General features: G+C 61.1%; 15 protein-coding genes. 6 read left to right on the forward strand and 9 right to left on the reverse strand.

Going from position 1 to position 17528, the window contains the following annotated elements:
• Window position 1 precedes the first annotated feature (1 nt).
• Window positions 2-964, reverse strand: a complete 963-nt coding sequence (gene glyQ, locus DOM66_RS08260) for a glycine--tRNA ligase subunit alpha (protein WP_110689969.1) — start codon at window positions 962-964, stop codon at window positions 2-4.
• A gap of 152 nt (window positions 965-1116) precedes the next feature.
• On the opposite strand from glyQ, the gene rfaD reads away from it, so the two are divergent.
• The 4 genes from rfaD to DOM66_RS08280 all read left to right on the forward strand — a co-directional run bounded on the left by rfaD (window position 1117) and on the right by DOM66_RS08280 (window position 5463).
• Complete coding sequence (gene rfaD / locus DOM66_RS08265) at window positions 1117-2088, forward strand: ADP-glyceromanno-heptose 6-epimerase (RefSeq protein WP_110689832.1); 972 nt, start codon at window positions 1117-1119, stop codon at window positions 2086-2088.
• Window positions 2081-3097 (forward strand): lipopolysaccharide heptosyltransferase II, encoded by a 1017-nt coding sequence (gene waaF / locus DOM66_RS08270; RefSeq protein WP_110689833.1) that lies wholly within the window; start codon window positions 2081-2083, stop codon window positions 3095-3097. The genes rfaD and waaF overlap by 8 nt, the downstream gene beginning before the upstream one ends.
• A gap of 43 nt (window positions 3098-3140) precedes the next feature.
• On the forward strand, window positions 3141-4289 hold the full coding sequence (locus DOM66_RS08275) for a glycosyltransferase (RefSeq protein ID WP_110689834.1): 1149 nt from the start codon (window positions 3141-3143) through the stop codon (window positions 4287-4289).
• 304 nt (window positions 4290-4593) lie between these two features.
• A complete protein-coding gene (locus DOM66_RS08280; protein ID WP_157959020.1) occupies window positions 4594-5463 on the forward strand; it encodes a hypothetical protein in 870 nt (289 codons plus the stop codon).
• On the opposite strand, the gene DOM66_RS08285 is transcribed toward DOM66_RS08280, so the two are convergent.
• The 5 genes from DOM66_RS08285 to DOM66_RS08305 form a co-directional block, all read right to left on the reverse strand.
• A complete protein-coding gene (locus tag DOM66_RS08285; RefSeq protein ID WP_110689836.1) occupies window positions 5460-7022 on the reverse strand; it encodes a sulfatase-like hydrolase/transferase in 1563 nt (520 codons plus the stop codon). The two genes, DOM66_RS08280 and DOM66_RS08285, sit on opposite strands and share 4 nt — an antisense overlap.
• Window positions 7023-7281: 259 nt before the next feature.
• Window positions 7282-8379: a D-alanine--D-alanine ligase gene (gene ddlA / locus DOM66_RS08290; protein ID WP_110689837.1), complete on the reverse strand. Its 1098-nt coding sequence runs from the start codon at window positions 8377-8379 to the stop codon at window positions 7282-7284.
• A gap of 96 nt (window positions 8380-8475) precedes the next feature.
• Window positions 8476-9459 carry an NAD-dependent epimerase gene (locus DOM66_RS08295; RefSeq protein WP_110689838.1) on the reverse strand — a complete coding sequence of 328 codons (984 nt, stop codon included), beginning with the start codon at window positions 9457-9459 and terminating at the stop codon, window positions 8476-8478.
• Window positions 9460-9622: 163 nt separating this feature from the next.
• Window positions 9623-10723, reverse strand: coding sequence for a glycosyltransferase family 4 protein (locus DOM66_RS08300; RefSeq protein WP_110689839.1), 1101 nt, complete (start codon window positions 10721-10723; stop codon window positions 9623-9625).
• Window positions 10724-10810: 87 nt separating this feature from the next.
• The gene (locus tag DOM66_RS08305; RefSeq protein WP_110689840.1) at window positions 10811-11599 is read right to left on the reverse strand and encodes a glycosyltransferase family 2 protein; all 789 of its coding nucleotides are present in this window, start codon (window positions 11597-11599) and stop codon (window positions 10811-10813) included.
• Window positions 11600-11957: 358 nt separating this feature from the next.
• On the opposite strand from DOM66_RS08305, the gene DOM66_RS08310 reads away from it, so the two are divergent.
• Window positions 11958-12950: a polysaccharide pyruvyl transferase family protein gene (locus tag DOM66_RS08310; protein ID WP_110689841.1), complete on the forward strand. Its 993-nt coding sequence runs from the start codon at window positions 11958-11960 to the stop codon at window positions 12948-12950.
• Between the two features lie 365 nt (window positions 12951-13315).
• On the opposite strand, the gene DOM66_RS08315 is transcribed toward DOM66_RS08310, so the two are convergent.
• The 3 genes from DOM66_RS08315 to DOM66_RS08325 are packed head-to-tail and all read right to left on the reverse strand — an operon-like array spanning window position 13316 to window position 16588.
• Window positions 13316-13957 carry a glycosyltransferase family 29 protein gene (locus tag DOM66_RS08315; RefSeq protein ID WP_110689842.1) on the reverse strand — a complete coding sequence of 214 codons (642 nt, stop codon included), beginning with the start codon at window positions 13955-13957 and terminating at the stop codon, window positions 13316-13318.
• A 38-nt stretch (window positions 13958-13995) separates the two neighbouring features.
• Entirely contained in the window at window positions 13996-15834 is a 1839-nt protein-coding gene (locus DOM66_RS08320) for a DUF3413 domain-containing protein (protein ID WP_110689843.1), read from the reverse strand.
• Window positions 15835-15838: 4 nt separating this feature from the next.
• Window positions 15839-16588, reverse strand: coding sequence for a 3-deoxy-D-manno-octulosonic acid kinase (locus tag DOM66_RS08325; RefSeq protein WP_110689844.1), 750 nt, complete (start codon window positions 16586-16588; stop codon window positions 15839-15841).
• Window positions 16589-16841: 253 nt separating this feature from the next.
• On the opposite strand from DOM66_RS08325, the gene DOM66_RS19545 reads away from it, so the two are divergent.
• Window positions 16842-17474, forward strand: a complete 633-nt coding sequence (locus tag DOM66_RS19545; protein ID WP_157959021.1) for a hypothetical protein — start codon at window positions 16842-16844, stop codon at window positions 17472-17474.
• Window positions 17475-17528 lie beyond the last annotated feature (54 nt).

The raw sequence follows: 17528 nt of genomic DNA on the forward strand, positions 1-17528 counted from the left end.
CTCATGCGTCTCCCTGAGTGGTTTGCGATGTCTGCGCCAGCAGGTCGCGCCGTAGCGCTTCCGGTGCCAGCGGGAAGCCGGCCGCCTCACGCGAGGCGTAGTAGGCGTGGGCCACGTCCCGCGCCAGTGTGCGCACGCGCAGGATATAGCGCTGACGCTCGGTCACCGAGATGGCGTGGCGGGCGTCCAGCAGGTTGAAGGTGTGCGAGGCCTTGAGTACCTGCTCATAGGCGGGCAGCGGCAGATTGGCCTCGAGCAGCTTGTTGCACTCGCCCTCGCAGTGGTCGAAGGCCTCGAACAGGTAGGGTACGTCGGCGTGCTCGAAGTTGTAGGCCGACTGCTCGCGCTCGTTCTGCAGATAGACGTCACCGTATGTGACGCGGGTGCCATCCGGGGCGATCGTCCACACCAGGTCATAGACGCTGTCGACATCCTGCAGGTACATGGCGATGCGCTCGAGACCGTAGGTCAGCTCGCCGGTGACCGGATAGCACTCGAGGCCGCCGGCCTGCTGGAAGTAGGTGAACTGCGTCACCTCCATGCCGTTGAGCCAGATCTCCCAGCCCAGGCCCCAGGCACCCAGTGTGGGTGACTCCCAGTTGTCCTCGACGAAGCGGATGTCGTGGACCTTGGGGTCGATGCCCAGGCGCTCGAGTGAGCCGAGATAGAGCGCCTGGAAGTCTGCCGGCGAAGGCTTCATCACCACCTGGAACTGATAGTAGTGCTGCAGGCGGTTGGGGTTCTCGCCATAGCGACCGTCGGTGGGGCGGCGCGATGGCTGAACGTAGGCGGCGTTCCAGCTCTCCGGCCCGATCGAGCGTAGAAAGGTGGCCGGGTGGAAGGTGCCGGCGCCCACTTCCATATCGAGCGGCTGCAGCACGACGCAGCCCTGTTCCGCCCAGTATTGCTGCAGGGCGAGGATCAGCCCCTGAAAGGTTTTCGCATCTGCCGTCGACTCTGTCATTGACTGCGTACCGTTGCCCATGAATTCGTAAGCCGCCAAGTATACAATTAGCGCTCAATCGGTTATAGGCACCGGCAGCAATCGGCCGAAGGCGAGACCATGCCCTCGGACCGCTGTCGGCATGGCCGAGTCGAGACAGAGAGGATAGCGACATGATCGTAGTCACCGGCGGGGCCGGCTTCATCGGGGCCAATCTGGTCAAGGCACTCAACGCGCGCGGCCGCCAGGACGTGATGGTGGTCGATGACCTCAGCGACGGCACCAAGTTCGTCAATCTGGCCGACTGCACGCTGGGCGACTATCTCGACAAGGATGACTTCCTGGCCCGGGTCCAGGCCGAGCTGCGCGGCGAGATCGGTGGTCTGCCGCCGATCGAGGCGATCTTCCACGAGGGCGCCTGCTCGGATACCACCGAGTGGGACGGGCGCTTCATGCTCGAGAACAACTTCGAGTACTCCAAGACACTGCTGCGCTACTGCCAGGCCAAGCGCATTCCGTTTCTGTACGCCTCTTCGGCGGCGACCTACGGCGGTAGCGAGGTGTTCGTCGAAGCGCCCGAGCACGAGAAGCCGCTCAACGTCTACGGCTACTCCAAGCTGCTCTTCGACCAATACGTGCGTGCGCGCTGGGACAGCTTCGATACCCAGGTGGTGGGTTTTCGCTACTTCAATGTCTACGGCCCGCGCGAGCAGCACAAGGGCAAGATGGCGAGTGTGGCCTTTCACCATCACAACCAGGTCCAGCGCGGCGAGAATCCGAAACTCTTCGGCGCCTGGGACGGCTTCGAGGCCGGCATGCAGAGTCGCGACTTCGTCTATGTGGGTGACGTGGTCGACGTCAATCTGTGGTTCCTCGACAACCCCGAGGTCTCCGGTATCTTCAATCTGGGCACCGGCCGAGCCGAGCCGTTCAAGGCGATCGCCGAGACGGTGATCGACTTTCATGCACGCCATGGCGGGGCCCAGGGCGAGATCGAGTACATCGACTTCCCCGATGAGCTCAAGGGGCGCTACCAGAGCTACACCCGGGCCGATATCGGGCGCCTGCGCGAGGCGGGCTACCGTGGCGAGTTCAAGACCGTGCGCGAGGGCGTCACGGCCTATCTGGAATGGCTGAATGGCTGAGACAGCAAGCCGCGCGCCGCGGATCCTCGTCGTCGGCCCGTCATGGGTCGGTGACATGGTCATGGCGCAGAGTCTGTTCATGACCCTCAAGCAGCGCCACCCCGGCGCCACGCTGGGGGTAGTGGCGCCGGGGTGGTCGCTGCCCATTCTCGAGCGCATGCCGGAGGTCGACGAGGCCATTGCCCTCGACGTGAAGCATGGCGAGTTCGGCTGGCGCACCCGCCGCGACCTTGCGCGCCAGCTCAAGGGCCGCTTCGATCACGCCATTGTGCTGCCGCGCTCGCTGAAATCATCGCTGGTGCCGTTTCTGGCTGGCATCCCCCGGCGCACCGGCTTCACCGGTGAGCAGCGCTACTGGCTGATCAACGATCGTCGCCGGCTCGACAAGGGCGTGCTCGATCAGACCGTCAAGCGCTTCGTGGCGCTCGGGCTCGATGCGCAGACGGCGGCCCACGGCGATTTTCCCCTGCCGCACCCTCAGCTGCGCGTCGATGCCGAACGCCAGGCGAGTCTGCGCGAGACGCTGGCCCTCGGCGCGCGCCCGGCCATCGGCATGATGCCCGGCGCCGAGTACGGTCCGGCCAAGCAGTGGCCGCTGGCCTATTTCCGCGAGCTGGCCGAGACGTTGATCAGCCAGGGCTACACGGTGTGGATACTCGGCGGTCCCAAGGATGTCGAGGCCGGAGAGACGATCGTCGAGGGGCTCGAACACGCCCGCAACCTGTGCGGCAAGACCCGCCTCGCCGACGCGGTGGATCTGCTCGCGGCCTGCGATCAGGTGGTCACCAACGACTCCGGGCTGATGCATGTCGCCGCCGCGGTCGGCACGCGTATCCAGGCGCTCTACGGCTCCTCTTCGCCGGCCTACACGCCGCCGCTGAGCGATGACGCCCATATCCACTATCTGGCGCTCTCCTGTTCGCCCTGCTTCCAGCGCACCTGCCCGCTGGGCCACCACGACTGCCTGCGCCAGTTGACGCCGTCACTGGTGCTTCGGGCGATGCAGTGACCCCCCGAGTCGCCGCCGACGACGGCTTCCAGGAGTGATATCCATGTCTCAGCGCGTGCTGCTGGTATTACGCAAGCTCAAGATCGGTGGCATCGAGCGTGCCACCTTGGATCTGGCCAGTGTTCTGGTGCGCGAGGGGCACGAGGTGCATGTGCTCGTGCTCAAGGGCGGCCATGAGCTGGAGCCGGCGCCCGGTGTCATGGTGCATCGGGTCGACTTCGACAAGGCGTTCCGCAGGACCGGAATCGGCCTGCTCTACGACCTGTTCACGCGAACGCTGCTCAAGCCGCTGCTGCCGGGGTCGGGCTTCGTCTGGCGCGGCTGGTATGGGGGATGGTACTTCAAGCGCTTCGTAGCCAGTCTGGAGCGTGATACCGGACGCTTCGACCGTATCATTGTCCGCGGGCAGGGCGCCTTTGAAACGATATGGTCCTGGAACGACCCGAGGCTTTGGCAGGTGGCCGAGTCCTGGCCGGGAGAGCACCGAGGCTGGCTGAGAGGACGCTATCTGGCTTGCCTGTATCAGCACAAGCGAGTCGTGAGCGTCAGTGATATCGTTGGTCGGCAGCTCGATGCCTTGTGTCGGCAGTACGGCATAAGGACGGCGCACAGAATGACTGTCCCTAACTTGTGTGACATCGAGGGAATACGCCGGAAGGCCGAGGAGCCGGTAGAACTGCCGGATAAACCCTATGTTGTACACGTTGCGCGGTTGTCTGAAGTGAAGCGGCAAGCGTGGTTGATACGTGCCTACATCGAGGCGCAGATCGATGAAGACTTAGTCATCGTGGGTGATGGTCCCAAGCGTAGGGTCCTGGAAACGCTCGTCGACGAGTTGGGGGTGCGCGAACGCGTTCACTTCGTGGGCAGTCAAATCAATCCCTATCCGTGGATGAAGCACGCGCGGTTGTTCGTCTTGAGTTCACGTAGCGAGGCCTTCGGCATCGCGCTAGTTGAAAGTATGATCTGTGGCACTCCCTGTGCCGCCATCGGCTGCCCTGGTGGGGTACGCAACGTGCTTGTGCATGACCAGGCACGTCTGGTCGCGGACGACAGCATCGCCAGCCTGGCGCAGAAGATTCGCGAGGGCCTGAGCGAGCCCCCGGATCTTGCGAGCGATCCGGAGCTGGTCGAGCGCTTTCGTGATACCCGTATCATGCAGCAGTTTCTGGCCCTACCCACCACGTCCTGATCTGACTACCGCGCGCATGGCGCTCAATTGGCTGCTATTCTAAGGGAAATTGAATAGCACCCTAATAAGGGTGCTACGATTTTTTGCCGAGTCGTGTTTCATGAACTCGCTGACATCTCCCTGAAGCCTCGAGTCGATCATGCCCCGTACCTCCTGCCCCTCGCTGCCGACAACGGCGCCCGAGCACTCTCGCCATGGGCGGCGAGAGGGGGATATGCGCGCGTCAGGACCCATGGTCGAGCGGACCGATGCCCGCTGGACGATGCGGTTGCGTGGCGCCGTCCAGCAGGGGGTCGTGCGACCAATGGAAACCGCTCTCTTCGCCTACTGGCAACTCGGTTGGCCGGGGAGTGGTCTGGTGGCCCAGCGGGGCCTGCCACGCCGGGTGGGCGATGCGAGGCTGGGGCCGGCGCTGGTGGTCGAGATCGACCCGCGTCAGCTGGTTCGAGATCGCAACGCCGCGGGCGTCGGTGGGAGGAAGAACTCGTCGTCCGCGTTCATCTGGGATGGCGACTGGGACCGCAGTCGGGGTGACCTGCGCTTCGGATCGCGTTACCGCTTCATCAGCGACTTGGATGCGCACCGTGACGATCTCACTCGGACCGAGCGTTTTCGCCAGTATCGTTCACGACTGGCAGCCGGTAACCCCTGGCGTTCGCGCAGCCGAGGCTGGGTGCTCGATTCCGAAGAGAAGATTCTTGCTTATCTGCGTACCTACCTGGGCTATCTCGACCATATGGCCACCCATGGCTTCGATGCCAGCCTGGGCAAGGATGCGCTGGGGGTGGCGGTGACCCGAGACGGCACGCTGCTCAAGATCAATCGCGGGCTGCACCGGCTGGCGATGGCCCAGCGGCTGGGCCTGCCTGCGATTCCAGTGGTGGTACGCGCCGTCCATCGCCAGTGGTGGGAGCGTGTGGTCCAGGGCGCGCGGGGCGAGCAGGCGCTGGCCCGGGTCGCCGCGGCGTTGCCAGGGTGCCTGCCGGAGCGCGAGCCGGGTGATCTGGATCCAACCCGCTACGAGGAGCCCTTTAATTGGCCGACTCCGCGCCGGCAGCGTCCGACGGTGTGCCCATCACCCATGCGTACCGCCTCTTGGACGCTTTTTGGAGAGGATCGGGCGCGTGCTAGCGGCGAAGAGCATCAAGAGCAACGCGACAGAACGGCGTGCTAATTGACGCCGGTCCATAGCTCTTCCTGCAGCCGGTTCTCGCTGCGCATGCGTCGGTTCAACTCTTCCAGCGAGTAGCGCTCGACCAGCGTCGGACGCGATGACAACAGTGACACGCCGAGGCCGGCACGATGGTCGGGCACACCAAAGCCCATCGCCTCGAGCACCGTCGGCAGAACGTCGACCATGCTGGCCTGGCGCTCGATGATGCGCGGGCGCTGGTGCTTGCCCAGCAGGATCAGGGTATCTTCCCGCGGTCCCGCGATCAGCTGTTCCCACGCCGAATTCTTCATCGATAGATGATCGCTGGATACCACCACCAGAGTATTGTCGAGCAAACCATCGGCATCGAGCCGCGCGATGAAGTTCTTGACCAGCCAGCCGGTACACTTCACCGAATAGAGAATATCAGTGCCGTCGAACGGCCCCTGATTGTCGCGGCAGGATTGCGACGGGTGGCCGAACGGCGGATGCGCGGCCAGGGTCAGGCCGAAGAAGGCGTAGGGCCTGTGGGCATCGTGCAGACGGCGAATACGCGCCTCGGCCAGGCCCAGCAGGGTGTCATCATAGAGTCCCCAGTCGTTGAGGTAGTCCGCCGGAGCCTGGTCCAGCAGCTCATCCTTGCCCAGCACGGTATCGAAGCCGTGGCCGCGGTAGAACTTCGCCTTGCCGGCGAACTTGGTGCTGGCGCCACCCATGAAGGTCAGCGCGTAGCCTCTGGCCTTGAGCAGGTCGCCCAGGCAGTCGACGCCGGGAAGCACGTCGGAGAGCGGCTCGAACTGGTTGTCGTGCATCAGCCCCGCCGGCATCAGCGGGACGCCACACTGGCTGGCGACCATGCCGGCCATGGTCCAGCCGGTGTTGTCGAGCTGCTGAACGCCTTGGAATACCACACCACGCCGACCCAGTTCGGTCAGGTCCTCATAGGCATTACCGAAGCGTTGGGTATCGGCGTAGGTGCGCTCGGTGCTTTCCAGGTAGAGATAGATCAGGTTGGGCGGCTGCTTCGGGGCGGAAACGATCTGCGGCGGGCGGTAGCGATCGGCAAGCCAAGAGGCGTTGTCGTCGATCACCGAGGCGCCCCGCAGCGAGAGTCCGAACAGCAGCGGGTTGAAGGCGAGCAGAAACAGGCTGAGCACGCGCTCCCACAGGCGCCAGCGGTGGTCCGCGCGCACCAGCCAGGTCACGCATACCAGCATGAGGATAGCGGCGAGGGTGTAGATCGCGCCGGCGATCTGGCGGTCGGTACTGCCGTTCTCCTCGATGCCGGCCTGAAGATGGAAGATCACCGCACCGAGATCGAGCTTGCCGAAGCTGTCGTCGAGATAGATATAGACCCACCACAGGGCCAGCGGGAGCAGCGACCAGGGCCACGCCCGACGCCGCGCCGCGCGCTGCTCGGGGGCACCCCAGCCGAAGCGATGGGCCGGTACCAGCCAGGCCAGCGCGAGCAGCGCCGGGGTCCACCAGGGCAGCACCCACATCACCATGACCGCATAGCCGATGCAGAGTCCGATGTAAGTGAGTGCAAACCAACGTCGCGTATTGCGGGAGAGGGTCATGACGTTTTCGATCCGTGAACGTCCGCTATGGCGCGGCCCCCATCCCGGGTGCCGCCTGAGTGTCGTTGCTCGAGCGTGCCGGCTCGCGCGGGTCATGATGACTTTATCATGACCGTTCGGTGACCGGCTCCCTTGCCGACTTTGCGCAAGGATCTTAGAGGGTGTTTACAAATTCGCCGAGCGAAGGCCAGACCGGGCTCGCGTACGAGGTCGATTCCAACGCCGTATTGTCGAGCGCAGACACTCTGTCAATACCCCCTCAGTCGCGCGAGCTGCGCAGCGCTTCGTCGGCGGCGTGGCGCGCCAGCGCCAGTTCGATCAAGTGGGTCACTAGGGCGGGATAGGTCACTCCGCTCGCCTGCCACAGCTTGGGGTACATGCTGATACGGGTGAAGCCAGGCAGGGTATTGATCTCGTTGATCACCACCTCGCCCGCCGGCGTCAGGAAGACATCCACCCGGGCCAGGCCGGCGCACTCCAGCACCTGGAAGGCGCGCACCGCGAGCGCTCGGATACGCTCGCTCGCCGCCTCTTCGATATCCGCCGGCACGGCGATGGTCGCGCCGTCGTCGATATACTTGGTGTCGTAGGAGTAGAAGCCCTGGGAAACCACGATCTCGCCGCAAACGCTGGCCTCGGGATGTTCGTTGCCGAGCACCGCGCACTCGATCTCGCGGCCGTCGATGGCGGCCTCGACCAGCACCTTGTGATCGAACGCCAGAGCCAGGTCCAGAGCCGCGGTGAACGCCGCGGCACTCTCGACCCGGCTGACGCCCACCGAGGAGCCCTGGTTGGCGGGCTTGACGAACAGCGGCGTCCCCAGGGTTTCGCGCAGGGTATCGAAGTTCGCCTCGCGGGCGCTGTGACGAGTGTAGGTGATGAAGGGGGCAACCGGGATGCCGGCGTCGCGCAGCAGCCGTTTGGCCACGTCCTTGTCCATGCCCACGGCGGAGCCAAGCACGCCGGAGCCGACGAACGGCAGGTTGGCCATACGCAGCAGCCCCTGCAGTGAGCCATCCTCGCCCAGGGTGCCATGGACGATGGGGAAGATTACATCGAGCTGGTCGAGGACCTGGCGCGCCTCGTCGGCGGCGACCAGCTGTGAGTTGGAGCGGCCTGGGACCAGGGCGAGATCGCCCGCCGAGGGGTTGAGTGCGATACGCCGCGGATCATCGGCATGGCGCAGGAAGTCATCGGCCGCATTGAGATGCCACTGCCCCTGCTTGTCGATACCGATGACGCTGACCGCGAAGCGCTCGCGGTCCAGCGCGTCGACGATGTTCTTCGCCGACTGCAGAGAGACTTCGTGCTCCGCCGACTTGCCGCCGCAGATCACCCCGACCCGAATTTTGCTCATGCCACCGCTCCGCTGATAGATCTGGTGGGCGCCATGATGCCACGTCGTCGGCCTTTGCGCTGCCCGGGCTGACCACGACCGTGTCGCCTCATGATGTCAGACACGATAGAAGCGCCGATACCAGTCGACGAAACGTGCCACGCCCTCCTCCACGCCGATTCGGGGGCGGTAGCCGGTGGCGGCGAAGAGGGCTTCGGTATCCGCCCAGGTACGCGGCACGTCGCCCGGCTGCATCGGCTGGAAGTCGCAGCGTGCCTGGCGACCGGTCGCCTTCTCAAGGGCGTGAATGAAGTCCATCAGCGCCACCGGACTGCCGTGACCGATGTTATAGAGCGCGTAGGGTGGGCGTTCGCCGCCGAGGCCGCCTGCCGGCGGGATCACCTCGAGAATGCGCGTCACCCCGGCCACGATGTCGTCGATATAGGTGAAGTCACGCTGCATGTCACCATGGTTGAAGACCTGAATCGGTTCGCCCGCCAGCAGCGCCCGGGTGAACTTGAACGGCGCCATGTCGGGTCGCCCCCAGGGGCCGTAGACGGTGAAGAAACGCAGCCCCGTCACCGGTAGACGATGCAGGTGGGCATAGGTATAGGCCATCAGCTCGTTGGCTTTCTTGGTGGCCGCGTAGAGACTGATCGGCTGATCGACGCTGTCCTGGGTCGAGAATGGCACCTTGGGGTTCATGCCGTAGACCGAGCTGGAGGATGCGTAGACCAGGTGCTCGATGGCGTGATGCGCGCAGCACTCGAGTACGTTGAGGTGGCCGCTGATGTTGCTGTCGGTATAGGCGTGGGGGTTCTCGAGCGAATAGCGAACACCGGCCTGGGCGGCCAGGTGGATCACCCGGGTGAAGCGTTTGCGCGCGAACAGCGCCTGCATGCCGTCGCGATCGGTCAGATCACAGGCGACGAAACGCACGTTGGCATAGGGCTCGAGATCGGCGAGGCGGGCGCGCTTGAGCGCCACGTCGTAGTAGTCGTTGAGATTGTCGATACCGACGATTTCGATCCCGCGCGGGGCCAACTGCTTTGCCACAGCGTGGCCGATGAAACCGGCCATGCCGGTGATGAGTAGTTTCATGGTGTCGTCTTCGATTGGGCACCCCGAACCGCCCCGAAACACGTCACCACGGTGGCTTCGAGGACGAGTAGCATGCACGGTGCATAGTGGTATGGGCAGTGGCCGTGACAGTCACTGCCCATGTAGGGTGGCTACTTCTGCCTCCAACCTTAGGCTTCAGCGCTTAAGTGGGCATGATCCTTCGATACAGTGCCTGATAAGCATCGGCCATATGGCCGACGGAGAAGCCGAGAGCGGTTTCGCGTCCGGCTCGGGCCATGCGTTGTCTTGCAGTGCTGTCTTCGAACATCCTGAGAGTAGCTGCCAGTAAGCCCTGCTCGTCGCCAGGCTCCACCAGAATACCGTTGACGCCATCTTCGACGAACTCAGGCAGTCCGTCGACGGCTGACGCGATGACGGGTAAGCCAGCGTTCATGGCGTCAAGCGCTGCACCGCCGATGCCCTCGTGTAGAGAAGGTAATGCGAATGCATCTGCTGCCGCCAGATAGTCGCCGACGTTATCGACGAAGCCGGCGAACTCTAGGTTGGGCAGTCCGCTGGCTTGCTTTTCGAGTATGGCTCGGTCCTTGCCCGAACCGACCAACACGAAATGCAATCGCGGCTCGCGTATAGATGCCTGTCTTGCCACCTCGATCAAGTGAGACTGGCCTTTCTGGGAGTTCACCAAAGCCGCAACGTTCACCACGACGAAGGCATCTCCCCACCGCTGGCGCAGCTGATCTCGTCGCTGCGGGTCGACGGGAAGGTCGCTCAAGGCGCTGTAGATCGTGTCTGTATCGCGATGTGCATAGTCTGCGACAGTGCGAGCCACCGAGCCCGCCACACCGACGCAGGCCGCGGCACGCCGATAGACCGACCGCGTCAGCCAGCTGTTTCCGGGACGCTTGCCGATGCGCCGGGTGACGACGTAAGGCGTTTTCGACAGCCATCCACGGCACCAGGCAAGCTGTGCAGCACGGCTTTCGTGAGCATGCAGAATGTCCCCTTTCACGTGCCGTAAACCCGCAGTGAAAGGCTTGTCGAGCTTGATCAGGGTCAATCGTTCTACATCGGCGAGACGGTCTGCCAATGGCTCGCCGGCTCTAACGACGGCGCGCTGTACCACCTCACGGCGGGCGAGCTCGCGGATCAGCAGTTCGGTCTGACGTTCACCGCCGCGATAACCGCGAGCCAGATTGATGTGACATATTTGAACCAAAGGATAGGCGCCCCAACGCTCTTCAGCTTTTGCATGCTCAAACGGGCTAAGATATCGCCCCGCCATTGGCGCAGCAAGCTGCTACGGGTGAAGTGGCGGCAGTTTCTAGGTTCAGGTGGCACGAATGGCATGACCGCAGCGAGGCTGTGGAGCTTACCAGATTTTGTCGAAATCCTCGGCGTCACGCACCCGAGCATCGCGCTGGAGTTCGAGCAGCTTGGCGTACTTGAGGTAGGCATTGACGCCGGATGACAGTGCAACCGACAAGCCATCCAGACCCGCCAAAAAGCCACCTTGGAAGACGTATTTGCGCATGAAGGCGTTGGCGCCGTGCAGTGCCGGTGAGCCGGCGTTGGCGCGCTTGCCCTTCAGATACATGATCTTCGCCGCGCGATTGGAGAAGCGCCCGCTGGCCTTGCCGAACATTTCGCCGAGATTGGCGAAGGAGTAGTGTTCGAGATCGGCATCGAGCCGGTATGGCTGGCTCGCTTGCACCGAGGAGTGCTGGCGCGAGTCGGCGAAGGCGCAGCGCTGTCGATCGTAGAGACGCAGGCAGTAGTCGGGATACCAGCCGCAGCGCTTCACCCAGCGGCTGCCGATGAAGTTGCGCCGGCGCAGGGCGAAGGCGTCGTGCGGCGTGTTCTCGAGATCGAGTGCACCGATCGTGGTCACCGCCGCGTCGGTGAGACGCTCGTCGGCGTCCAGTGACAGCACCCAGCGATGGCTGGCGGCCGCCGGGCCGACGTTCTTTTGCGGGCCGTCGCCCAGATAGGGCTGACTGATGACACGTGCGCCGCAGGCCTCGGCCAAGGCAACGGTGGCATCGCGCGAGCCGGAGTCGACCACGATCAGCTCCTGGCACACGCGTCCCAGCGAGGCCAGGCAGGCTTCGATGTTGTCCGCTTCGTTGAGCGTGATCACCACGCCGGTGATATTAGCCATGCGGGATTAACTCTAGATGCTGTATGGCAGATAAATAGCCGTCGGGGTTGCCCGTAGGCATACTCGTCGATTGAATCATCGAATGGTGATAAAGTCTACCCATTTCAGGACATGGCGGATATGAGCATAAAGGAATGGGAGTAGATGACTTAGACGATTTTGATCAGCTTCTATAGGGTGAAGGGCATTTTGCGACAAGCCAAGGTCCTTCCTCATAAATTAGTGAGCAGGGCGTCGTGTTCTTGAGTGATAAGTGTCTTCAGGTTTTGTCGGTGCGTGCTTGGTTTTAGAATAGCATCGTTGATGCGCTCTGGATAAGCGTCAGTGGCTGGGTTGTTGTCGAGAGGATGTTTTGAATATGGTTCGTCTTTTTCGTAGAAATGGTAAGCGTGAAGTTAGTGAGTCTGCTCTGACAAAAAGCGTGAGCGGAAAATGGGTGAAAACGGCCTTCATTTTTAATGATACTCGTCCGGATTTGCACTTCGGGTGTGACCGTGTCATGGATAATTTGCTGGCGCTGCTAGATGAGTGCAGAATATCTCCCCGGTATTTTTACGGAGTGGGGCAGTATTGGGAGTTCGATCCACGAGTAAGAACAGCAATAGCTGAGTGCGACGTGGTAATCGTGAATGGAGAAGGCAGCATTCACCATTCTAATCGTAGGGCGAGGTCTCTGTCTCGGTTAGGTAAGCTGGCAAAATCAATGGGTAAGCCGGCTGTTTTGTTGAACTGTACCTTATTCAAGAATAAAAAAAGGCTGTACAAGGATCTGGCGTACTTTGATCAAATTTACGCTAGGGATTTGTATAGCGTGAAGGAAGCCGCACAAAACGGGTTGTCTATCGCCTATGCGCCGGATCTTACTTTTTTTTCTGACTTTGGTGTTGCCCCGAAAGAACATCAAGGAAATGACGTTGATGCTAGGGTTCTGGTTGGAGACAGCGTCATAGAAGAAGTTGCCAATGAACTGTCCGCCTTCGCGGCTCGGGGAAATGCCTGTTTTCTCGACATAGTACATGGCGGTGATGAAACCACATCAGTCGAAAGCCATGTGGAGCGAATGAGAGCGTCTGATTTGGTGGTTACTGGCAGGTTCCATACGGTTTGTTTTTGCCTCAATGCCGGAGTTCCGTTTGTTGCGCTGGAATCCAATACAAATAAAATCAGTAGCCTGTTAGATGACTGCTTGAAAGAACAGCGTAGGGTGATAACTGTTGATGAGTTAAAAAACCTGGCTGTGTCGGACTTTTTACATTTTACAGAGGGTGAAGTCGCAGCAATCTGCGCCTTCAAGGACAGGGCCCGAGCGGCATTTTCTGACATGCAATCTGATGTGTCCGACATGCTGTAGGCATCCAGCGCTTCTCTTGGCGGAGTTAACGGTAGCCCGATTGGTTAGAGGTTGGTCTGGTGATAAAGCATACAGCCGTGGCGATGTGTGCAAGAAGCTGATGTATGTCAGGGTCTCCAACCTTCATTGCCGTTAGCACTGCACCTAGCTTGGCTTCTGGCAAGGTCCGGCTCGATGCCGGAAACAGCGAAAAGACGAGCTATCGATCGGATTAGGGTGCTGGTTTTCGAAGCGAACTGGACACGCGCTCTAAGCATTGTTGTACATACTTGAGCATAGAGTGCCTTGATGACGGGTGTCGGAAACTGAGTAGACAATGATGATGCGGCTTGTTTTTTTGTATGAAGTGGGATGATACTTTGGCTTTATGTTGACGGCAATTGAATTGTGAGCCGGTCGTCGGATAAACATCTTTTTTCGACCCAAGCTTTTTCGGCGGTGAAGTCGTGTGGTATAGAACCGGGGTTCTCATGCCCCGACAAGGAGAATGACTGGAAAAAGTCAAATCCGTAGACTGTGATCTTTTTTGCTTCGCTACGGAGCAAAAAATCAATCAGCATGATGCCGGTGGAAGGTCTTGCGCTAAGCGCTTTTCGCAACTCGTAATTGTGGCTCGCGGGATAAAAGGCAAGTTTTCCAGAAGTCCATAACGGATAAGATAATTTGCGTCTTTTGTTTGACATCCAGATTACAAAATCCAAGTCCTCCATTACCTCTGAAGAGAGGCTGGGAGGTATGGAAGTGGCGAGCCAGGTGATTCTGCAACCTCTTCCCGTCTCGCCCAAGCCTGGTGCAGAGTTTATTCTTATGACAACATCGTGGCGATCTATTTCCTCGCCAAAATGTTGAGGCTGAGGGTGCTGTGCGTTGCCTACAATCGCAACATTTTTTCCTGAAAGATGCTCGTCGAGAACGCTTTGGGGTATACCGTTTCTTTCGATGTAAGCATCTGCCCATGGCTGCTCCACTCGCTTTTTAGCTAAGTGAAAGATGATATGCTTTAGCAATTTTTCCCTCCTTGCAGGCTACTAATTAACCCACGAGTCTAATAGAAAGCGCGAAAGTCTTGGATTGCCTGGAACACCGCGGGCGAGAACTCTGCACCAGGGATCGGGTCGAGCCGGTGATCGAGAATCTGCCACTGGCCGGCGCCGTCGATCACGGTGATCCGCGACGGCTCGATGATGCCGTAATCCAGGTAGCTGCTGGCCTGAACCCAGGGTTGGTCGATACCCGGGGTGAGCAGGTCGACGCCCTGGGCATAGTCGGATAGCGGGTTGGTGCAGCCGAGCGCATGGCGCATCAGCATCGGTGCCACGTCGAGATGGCTGGTCATGCCGTCGACCCTGCCGGGGTCGACGCCAGGGCCGTGCAAGATCATTGGGACGTGGGTCTGGGGCGCGGCGAAGTTGCTGTTGTGGCCCCAGTAGTTCTTGCCGAAGTCGTTGAACGACTGGCCATGATCGGCGGTGACTACCAGCAGGGTGTTATCCCACTCACCCCTGGCCTTGAGATCGTCGATCACCTCGCCGAGCAGGGTGTCGTCGTAGTGCACGGCATTGCGGTGGCGATTGAAGTAGGGCGTCGGGTCGGTATCCGGCCCCAGCTTCAGATAGTTCATATCCTGGACCGAAGGCTGATAAGGCTGTTCTGCATCAGCCGGTACGTCGTAGCCATGCGGGGCGTCGTAGAACAGCATGCCGAACCACGGCTGCGTATCTTTATGCTCCTGCTGCGATAGCCAGGCCAGCCAGTCGTCGGTCATCTGGCGGTCGCGGGCGGCGGGCGTCGGCCCCTGGGTGCGCAGACGCAGCGACTTGATCGAGGAGAAAATGGTGCGATCGAAGCCGATACCGTTGAGGCTGGCCGAGGCGAAGATGCCCATGGCGTAGCCCTGCTTCTGCATCTGCGTGATCAAAAGCGCCGGGGTCTGGGTATTGTCCAGATAGGCGTAGTAGTTGCCGGTCAGCCCGTAGAACAGGCTCATGGTGCCGTTGCGGGTGGCGTTGCCGCCGCTGAAGTGATCGAGATAGCGTCGGCCGCTGGCGTCGAGTGCGGCGTAGAGGTTGGGGGTGTTCTTGGGGCCATACTCATCGGCGCGCCAGGAGTCGATCAGCACCACCAGCACGTTGGGCGGCGAGTCGGCCTGGCAGCTCAGCGGATGCTTGGGCCAGTCGAGATTCTGAGCCTGCTTGCCGTCGATGTCGGCGCGTTCGGCGCGTGCCGCGCGCGGGTCGAGCCAGCCATGCTTCTCCATGAAGTCCTTGGCGGTGGCCGGGAACAGCAGCGGGTAGATGCCCACCTGCTGGGTGACGCTGCGCATGTAACGGGCATCCGCGATCAGGTGCACGACGTGGCTGCCGATCAGCGTCAGCAGAATCACGCCGCAGATCAGGCCCTTGGGCAGGCGGCGCCCGCGATCACCGATGATCACCCGCCGGGCGAGCCAGGCTTCCAGCGCCAGCGCCACCACGACACAGGCACCGACCACCAGCCAGGTGGAGGTGGTGAAGTCGAAGATCTCGCCATTCTTGTCGTTCAGGAACAGCGACACCATGAACAGGTTCACGTGGAAACGGTACTGGGCGTAGACCACCGTATCGAGTAGCAGCGCACACAGCCCCAGCGCGCCAAGCAGCGTGGCCGGTAGCCATAGCCAGCGCGACTTGAGCACCAACGCCAGTATGCCCAGCGGCAGCCAGCCGAGCAGCACCAGCATGCCGAAGTGCCCGATCCAGGTCAGGACCAGGTAGGCGATACCCATGGCATCGTGCGGCAGCGCCAGATAGGGGGTGTAGCGCAGGGCGACCAGCCACACCAGCGGTAGCTGCAACAGGGCGAAGACCAGCGTGGTACGCCAGCGGCGTCTCAGAGTGTCGTGCATGGGACTAACCTTGATCAGGAGCGTCGGCGCCGTGATAGCCATCGCAGATGGCGGCGAAGAGAGCGCTGGCGTTCGCGGTGGAGAAGCGCGTCAGGGAGCGTTCCAGACGTGCCAGGTTGCGCTGCTGCCAGGCCCCGGCCGGGCGTAGGCGGCAGCGGTCGAAATCTATCATCCATACCTTGTCGCGACCTGAAGCCGGGTCGGTCGATATCAGCAGGTTGCGTGCGTTGAGATCGACATGGTCGAGGCCAACGTCGTGGAAGCGCCGAATGACCCGCCCCACGTCATGCAGCAGCGCGGTCGCATCCGGATCCAGGCAGTCGGCCAGCGCACGCGAGTGCGCCAGTCGCTGGGTCAGCAGTGCCGCACGGTAGGTAGGACCCTGGCGGCAGACCAGCGCTGCCACCGGGGCCGGTACCGGCAGGCCGCGCTCGTAGAGCGCTAGGGTCAGGCGCATCTCGCGGAAGGCCCGGGTGCGCTCGAGGCCCTGCCATAGATAGCGCTGCTCATTGACGCGGGCGACCATGCCGCCGCGCCGATAGGGGCGCAGTACCCAGGCCTGGTCTTCCACCTGCAGGAACTGGCTCGCCCCACGTCCGGGGGCCGAGCCCACCACCAGCCCCTTGGCTTGCCACGCTGCTGGGTTCAGCCAGGCCGGGCCCGGGGCGGGCAGCAGCGCGTGATCGGGCTGAGCGAGGTATGCCGGATCGTATAAGATATGGGTGCCGCGGTGATGATACGTCGAAAGGGCCATGGCCGGATCCCGTTGGCGCCGCCATGTTCTGCCGGCGGTTTGACTGACGGCCAGGCGCCGTCCACTGTTCGTGCGGTATTGTAAAGGTTTTTGGGTGCCTTTGCCTGGTGTCAAGGCCAATGCTTAAGAAGCGCTCATTGTATTGACAGGGACAAGAGTAGGGATCTTGGCTTCCTAGTAATGTTTTTTTACCATAGGTTGCCAATTTCGTTCGCGCTGTTAGATGTAACAGGCGTTTATCAAGGAAATAGAAATGCCGGAAAGCATCTTTGAAACACCTGAAAAGCTGCTGAATATGCTCACTGCGACCCAGCGTGTAGTGTTGGTCGCCAGCAACCCTAACATCAGGAGGCGACATGTCAAAAGCGCGGGAATTACACCCGACTCGGTCGTGTTCAGCTTCAATAAATGTAGGCAGCTGCATAAGCTCCCCTTCGATACCCATCACTGTCTAATTCACCGATATGGTTATAAGACGGAGAATGGCGTTCGCGAAGAGGAGGTTCCTGGCTATCCACATAAACTGAGAGTTAGACTTTTTGAGCTTTTTGCGAAAAGCAGTGCTGCTTTTGTTTTAGGGGGGGAGGGAGATGTGGGAGGCGAGGGTGTTTCTCGAATACCGATGATTAACAGCCTCAACCTGCTTAAGGAATACCCGTTCGAGGCGTTACCCGAACGGGGCGGTGTTTCCTCTGGGTTTTACATGATTGCGCTTCTGGAAGAGCTCAAGCGTAATTTGGGCTTGGATTTTACAATTGTGCTGCTGGGCTTCACTGAGGGGGGCGGAGGTAGACAGTGGTACGGTCACGCATGGGATTTCGAGCGTCGTATGACCGCGCAGCTAGAAGGATTGGAAAAAATCGATGTCACGTCGAAGAAAAGTTAACGCTTACGTTTGATCGCTAACACTCCGCTCGCTCGCCATACAAGCTTTGCAACG

The organism is Salinicola endophyticus (assembly GCF_003206575.1).
Classification (GTDB): Bacteria; Pseudomonadota; Gammaproteobacteria; order Pseudomonadales; family Halomonadaceae; genus Salinicola; species Salinicola endophyticus.